Here is a 6,890-nt window from a genome sequence, read left to right on the forward strand (position 1 = left end):
ATTGTAAATTTAATAAATAATTTTTCACGATTTTTTCACGAAAATTCGTTATTATTATACTAGGAGTATCAGGAGGTTTATATGAGGAGATTTTTGTTCATTGTTTTTTTTATGATATATTCGTTTAATACTTTTGCAGCAATACCTTCCAGTTCGACAAATCCCAGCTACTGTGCTGTGCCACCCTTTTTGCCTGGTAACACTCCACCACTTGTAATGCTGGTGATGGGTAAAGACCATAAGCTATTCTATGAGGCATACAATGATGCTATGGATATCGATCAGGATGGCAAGATTGACATTTACTATAAACACAATTTTGATTATTATGGATATTTTGACCCATATAAATGCTACAAATATCAGAATGATATTTTTGTACCATCTTACAGATCCAATGATAAGTACTGCAACGGTGATGCTTGGAGTGGCAATCTTCTCAATTGGCTGTCCATGTCAAGGATTGATATAATAAGAAAAGTTTTGTATGGTGGTTATAGGTCAACTGATACCACCAGTAAAACAGTCCTCACAGGGACATACATACCACAGGACGCCCATAGCTGGGGAAAAGAATTATATGGTAACAATGTAGTCAAATTAACACCTCTTGGTATACCAAACCAGGGAACCAGACATCTTGTGTGTGTTACATCAAAATCTCAAGGGGCAAATAGAAAACTAAGGGTATTAAAAAACAGTACAAAAAGGATCTGGGATTGGGCATCAACGGAAAGACCTGTATGTGATGATAGACTTGGAAATCCTCAAGAATTTGATTTAAGGGTGGAAGTTTGTAAGAGCGGCCTTTTAGAAGAAAACTGTAAACAATACCCTTCAGGAACATACAAGCCTATTGGGATTTTGCAAAAATTTGGAGAAGGGGATAATATATCAGTTTGCTCTAATAATTTTAGTAACTGTTCATCAGATTCGGATTGTACGATAGGTGGTAAATGTATAAAAAAGAGTGATATCTTTTTTGGTCTTTTGACAGGTAGCTATGATAAAAATATGTCTGGTGGCGTATTGAGGAAGAATATTGGATCTATTGCTAATGAAGTGGATCTTTCTACAGGTATTTTTACCAATACGGCTGGGATCATCAAAACAATAAATAATTTACAAATAGTAGATTTTAATTATACAGATTATACATATAGTGGAGGTTGGAAAACGGATGGGCCAATGACTGAAGGAACATTTAAGTCTTGGGGTAATCCAATTGCGGAGATGTATTATGAAGCTCTAAGATATTTTGCTGATAAGGGTAGTGCAACATCTGCATTTAATGTGACTAATACCGGGACCGATAGCTCACTGGGTTTGCCATATAATCTAAGCTGGAATCGACCATTCAATATGTTTCCACAATGTTCTAAACCTTTTATTATAGTATTAAGCGATATTAACACAAGTTTTGATTCGGATCAACTTCCAGGATCTTATTTTAATCCATCTTTTTCTGGAGATTTAACAGATTTTAATGCCAGTAATATAGCAAACATAATAGGTGAATATGAAAGTATAAATGGGTTAAGCTGGTTTATAGGGCAAAGTGGATCAAATTTTGATACAATATGTTCGTCAAAGAATGCTTCTAATCTCGGATCACTCAGAGGTTTGTGTCCTGAGGAACCAACAAAACAGGGAAGCTATTACCTGTCTGCAGCGGCATACTACGGTTTTAAAGATTTTAAAAACAAATTATCTAAACCAAATGTGTCATCTTTTATGGTGGCTGTGTCATCCCCTGTGGCGGATCTTCAGTTTAAAGTGGGGGGGAAGGATCTAAGGGTTATACCTGTTGCTAAGTCAGTCAGTGGATGTTTAAATGTAAAAAGTAATTGTTACGATAAATGTACAAAAACAATAGACGCAAATGGTCTAAAGCTATCTTGCAATCCAAATGCATTTTGTCCCACAAATCAGATAGTTGATTATTACATAACTAACATCGAATATGATAGCGATGGAAATCTGAAATCAGCAACAGTTAATATAAACTTTGAAGATGTTGAGCAGGGAGCAGACCATGATATGGATGCAATTGCTGAATATAGATTTAATGTTAATAATGGTACATTGAAGGTAAATGTTACCTCCATTTATGCAGCAGGTTGCATTGATCAGGTAATGGGATTTAGTATTTCAGGAACAAACGAAGATGGTTTGTATCTCGTAGTGAAAGACAAAGATGCTAGTTCGGATTTAGTTAATATGCCACTAAGCTGGGAAAAAACCTTTACGGTAACCGGTAATTCTGCAGGATTATTGAAAAATCCCCTATGGTATGCCGCCAAATGGGGAAATTTTGATGACTATGATAAAACAGGAGTACCAGATAAACAAGAAAAATGGGATAAAAATCAGGATGGGGTTCCTGATGCCTACTTTGAAGCATTCGAAGGAAACAAGCTAGCGGATAGCCTTAATTCTATTTTGTCTAAAATTCTGTCAGTTTCTGGGTCCGGTACAGGGGTGGCACTATTGACGGAAAGAACAAGTAGTGCCAGTGTTGCAATGCAGGGTGTGTTTAATGCCAATAGAAATTTTGATAATAATACGAAGGTTGATTGGATTGGATCAGTGTATGGATGGTGGACATATGCATATGGAACAACTGACAATCAGACAATCCAGATACGTGAAGATACAGTAAACGACCATAAATTGAACCTTTTTAATGATTATATCCTTTCGTACCGTTATGATAATTCTGAAGGGATTGTAAGATTGATAATAGATAAAACGCTCGATTCTGATGGAAATGGGACTGGTGATATTCTGATGGACTCATCTGAGTCTTTTGATAAGGTATCACCAATATGGGATTCAGGTTTAATTCTATTAACAACATCTCCGGATAAAAGGAAAATTTTTACTCATGATATCAATATGTCGAATTTCAATTCAACAGGTAAAGTGGATTTTGTCCCTGTTACCATTTTAACACCTAAACCATTTTTCTACTCTTTGTTGGGTGTTGCAGATACTGATAAGGATAAGCTTATAAATTATATCAGAGGGATAGATTATAATGGTTGGAGAAAGAGAACTGTAACTTATAAAGGTAAAACAGGTACCTGGAAGATAGGAGATATTATACATTCCAAACCTCAGCTTGTAAAATACAACACAAATTATAACAACAATTTTGATGTACTATTTGTGGGGGCAAACGATGGAATGTTGCATGCATTTCGGGTGGGGAAAACAAAAAATATAAACGATATGGAAACTAAAGATATTGTAAAATTATGTGACAATAAAGATACAGATACATGTTCAAACGATTTGATAGGGGAGGAGTTGTGGGGATTTATTCCAAGAAACATTATACCTTATCTGAAATACCTAAAAAATACAAATTATTGCCATATGTATTTTGTTGATCTTCCACCATATATAATTGATGAAGGTGATAAAAAAATTTTAATAGGTGGTTTAAGGCTCGGTGGTGGATGCAGTTGTGGAAATAATGAGAGCTATTGTATACAAGGTGAAGCTAATGGATTGTCGTCATATTTTGCGATAGATATATCAAATCCGGAAAATCCAGTTCCTCTGTGGGAGTTCACCAATAATGACCTTGGTTTTTCCTTTAGTGGGCCTGCTTATGTGAAAAGGAATGAAGGTAGATTTATCATCTTAGCTAATGGGCCAAGTGATTATAAAGGACATACGTCGAAAGATTTGAAATTTTTTGTTTTAACATTGAATAGTGATTTTACAATAAATAAAACTACAATATTGGATCCAAATATAAGCAGGGCTTTTTCTGGCAAGCTATTCACTGAAGGGATAGATGTAAATAACGATGGACAAACAGATTTTGTGTTGGCAGGTTATAATCAGACTCAACCTTCTGGAACGAATTCTCAGGGTGGTGTGGTGGTTATACATATAAAAAATGCCAATCCATCGAGCTGGGATATAAATAAAACATATTTAAATTTTGCACAAAATTCCATCACCTCTAAGATAGTTTCCGGAAATTGTTTTGGAAAGCCTTACATATTTTTTGGGTCTGGTAGGCATTTTTATCCTGGGGACAATGAAGGGACTCCTGGAAATAATGATGAAAATTATATATGGGGGATACCGTTTTTATGTGATGTAAATAGTGGATGTCAGGGAACCATAAATTCTGCCCACAGCATAACATTAACTGATGATCCATGTCTGGCATTGCAGGATAATGTTAGTGGTTCTGGAAATAGTGTAGCAAGAACTACAGGTTGGAAGTATCCATTGGAGATAGGTGAAGGGGAATATTTAAAAGAAAAGGTGATTATAGATCCGATAGTATATAAAGACCAGGTGGCAATAATTGCTTCAAGTAAATATAAGGCTGACCCATGTACGATGGAATCAACATCTAAAATCTGGATGCTAAATTGTGCAACAGGAAGGTCTATCAATACTCCTAATGTTTGCTCTGGATACGAAGTTACCGCGAAGCCAGCCGGTATCGCTGTGGATGCCGCAGGAGGACTTGCTCCATTAACTCCACAATTGATTGATCAGAATACAGGTTATTATGCATCACCGGTAGGGGTAGTAGATATTACGGTGGATGAAAATTTAGGTGTTGGTAATCCAGTTAGAAAAGGGAGGATACTATTTTGGATAGAGAAATGAAGCATGGTTTGACACTTGTAGAGCTTCTTGTGACTATTTCTATTTTGAGTATATTGGTTGGTATAGGCTTATATAGCTATAAATCTTACAGTAATAAAAGGGATCTTGAAAATGATATATACAAAATATATAGCTTTGCCAATAAAACAAGAGTTTCTGCTTTTACAGATAAAGAAAACTATTATATTTATCTTGCTGGTGGAGGTTTGAATATAATAATGGATAATGATACCAATGAGTTAAATGGATATATCGAGGTAATAAATTTGAAAATAAAATTCATCAGCGATAACAGTTCTTATCTTTTTGATAAAAATGGATTTTTAAAATCCAATGGCAAAATATATCCGGAAGAGGTCTATGATGTACAATATAATTGTATTCTTTTTTCGGATATGGTATACTTAGGGAAACTAAATGGGGCAAATTGTGAAAAAAACTAAAAATTTGAACGGTTTTGGGTTGGCGGAAGTTTTAGTATCTGTCTTCATTCTTGCGGTAATGTTGTTGGGACTTAACTTTTCATTAATATTGGCTATTGAAAACAATGCTGCCAATTTTATGAGGAATTCTGCATCTAAAATTGCTCAGGATTATTCAGATAAATTAAGAAATGATAATACGACAATATCAACAGGAACTGAAAGTGAATGCAATCCAAATGATGCCAATGATAAAGCGATAGATTATGTCCCTTTCAGGAATGGTAATATTAAATATGAGACAGTATGGAACTTCACCGCTGTTCCTAATACAAACAATAGAATTTACAATTTAAATGTAACTACATGTTATTATTATAAAGGACTAAAAAGGGTAACCTATCAAACCAAAATTTATAAAGGTAAAAGTGGGTTATGAAATTATACAGAGGTTATTCGCTTGTTGAATTGTTAGTTACCATTGCTATTATGTTGCTGGTGTTATCTGCGGTTTATTTGACATACATTTCACTTTTAAAAGGGTATAAAAAAGAGGGAAGTATTGGATCTAAAATAATTGAGGAACAGATTGGACTCGAGATAATCAGAAAAGATATTCTTCTGGCAGGTCTTGGTATTGAAGCAAACATATCACCTGTATCTATCTCCGGTGGTGGAGACAATATCACACTAACTCTTTTAACAACACAGATGGTCTCATCCGATAAACTGCAGGGTTATCTTATGTTAAAGTTTGATAATAACACCAACAACTGGAACGTATTATTGGACAAAAGAGTTAACACTACAAACAATAATATCGTGGTAATTGACGGTAATCGTAAAAAGTGGACTACTGGAACAATCAATTCGAATGCCATCTCCCAAAGTGCTCCATATCCTGAAAACAACTACATAGCTTTTGGTTACCCATTAGAGACTCTTCTAAGTAGTTATAACACAATTGAATACATACTCGGAGGAACACCCCCTTCCCGATGTAATCCTTCCACAAAAAATCTAATTAGAAATGGACAAATAGTAGTTAATTGTGTAAAAGGATTTAAAGTTTATTTCGGAGCCGATACAAACAATGACGGGTCTATAGATAGTTTTTACGACAACCTGAGTGTGGGGGTATTTGATAATTCATCTAAAATTTATGAAAATTTACAGTTGATATCCTTTTACATACTTACTCACGAAGGTAATAAAGATAAGAACTATAACTATGGATCAGATACAGTAAATTTTTACGATAATGATATTGGTGCTAATGTATCATTTAGTTTATCGGGTGTGAGTGATTATACTCGTTACAGATGGAAGGTTTTAAAGGTATCCTCTAAAACTATAAATATACGCGGAGTGGGATTGAGTGATTGAAAAATTTTTAAAGCAGAATAAAAAAGGCTTTTCGTTGATCATTACGTTGATCCTATCTTTTGTGGCACTTGGTTTTATTTCTGCTTTGCTGTATCTTATAATTTCGTCCACATTCTTATCAGGTAAGGGTAAGAAATACACCAGTGCCCTTGAGGCGGCAAAAGGGATAACCGATCAGATAGTTTATCTCATAAACGTTGCAAATAGTGACAGTCAGATTTGTAATCCATCTCCATGTGATAATGGCAGTAATATTATTGGGATTTCAAATCTGCTGGCTGGATCTGGTTACAATGCTAATGCTACTGTTTTAAAAAAAACCTCGTATAGTTATGGTTCCCCTTCTAAAAGTTATGATTTATACCTTATAAATATAAAAGTAAACTCCACCACATCAAAAGACAAAGCGGAAGTGGAGTTTGCTTATGAGGTGGAAAA

5 protein-coding genes are annotated in these 6,890 nt (G+C 34.8%); all 5 read left to right on the top strand.

Annotation, left to right across the window (positions count from 1 at the left end):
- Positions 1 to 81: 81 nt before the first annotated feature.
- Positions 82 to 4,644 carry a pilus assembly protein gene (locus ACP5Q2_RS09745; RefSeq protein ID WP_428099571.1) on the top strand — a complete coding sequence of 1,521 codons (4,563 nt, stop codon included), beginning with the start codon at positions 82 to 84 and terminating at the stop codon, positions 4,642 to 4,644.
- Positions 4,629 to 5,087 carry a pilus assembly FimT family protein gene (locus ACP5Q2_RS09750; RefSeq protein ID WP_424605068.1) on the top strand — a complete coding sequence of 153 codons (459 nt, stop codon included), beginning with the start codon at positions 4,629 to 4,631 and terminating at the stop codon, positions 5,085 to 5,087. The genes ACP5Q2_RS09745 and ACP5Q2_RS09750 overlap by 16 nt, the downstream gene beginning before the upstream one ends.
- Positions 5,074 to 5,505: a type IV pilus modification PilV family protein gene (locus tag ACP5Q2_RS09755; RefSeq protein WP_428099575.1), complete on the top strand. Its 432-nt coding sequence runs from the start codon at positions 5,074 to 5,076 to the stop codon at positions 5,503 to 5,505. Before ACP5Q2_RS09750 ends, ACP5Q2_RS09755 begins: the two co-directional genes overlap by 14 nt.
- Positions 5,502 to 6,452, top strand: a complete 951-nt coding sequence (locus ACP5Q2_RS09760) for a PilW family protein (protein ID WP_428099578.1) — start codon at positions 5,502 to 5,504, stop codon at positions 6,450 to 6,452. Before ACP5Q2_RS09755 ends, ACP5Q2_RS09760 begins: the two co-directional genes overlap by 4 nt.
- Positions 6,445 to 6,890 (top strand): type IV pilus modification PilV family protein (locus tag ACP5Q2_RS09765; protein ID WP_428099580.1); only part of this gene is annotated, 446 nt, incomplete at its 3' end. The genes ACP5Q2_RS09760 and ACP5Q2_RS09765, both read left to right, overlap by 8 nt.

Origin of the sequence: Calditerrivibrio sp. (assembly GCF_049968475.1) — a bacterium.
Lineage (GTDB): Bacteria > Chrysiogenota > Deferribacteres > Deferribacterales > Calditerrivibrionaceae > Calditerrivibrio > Calditerrivibrio nitroreducens_A.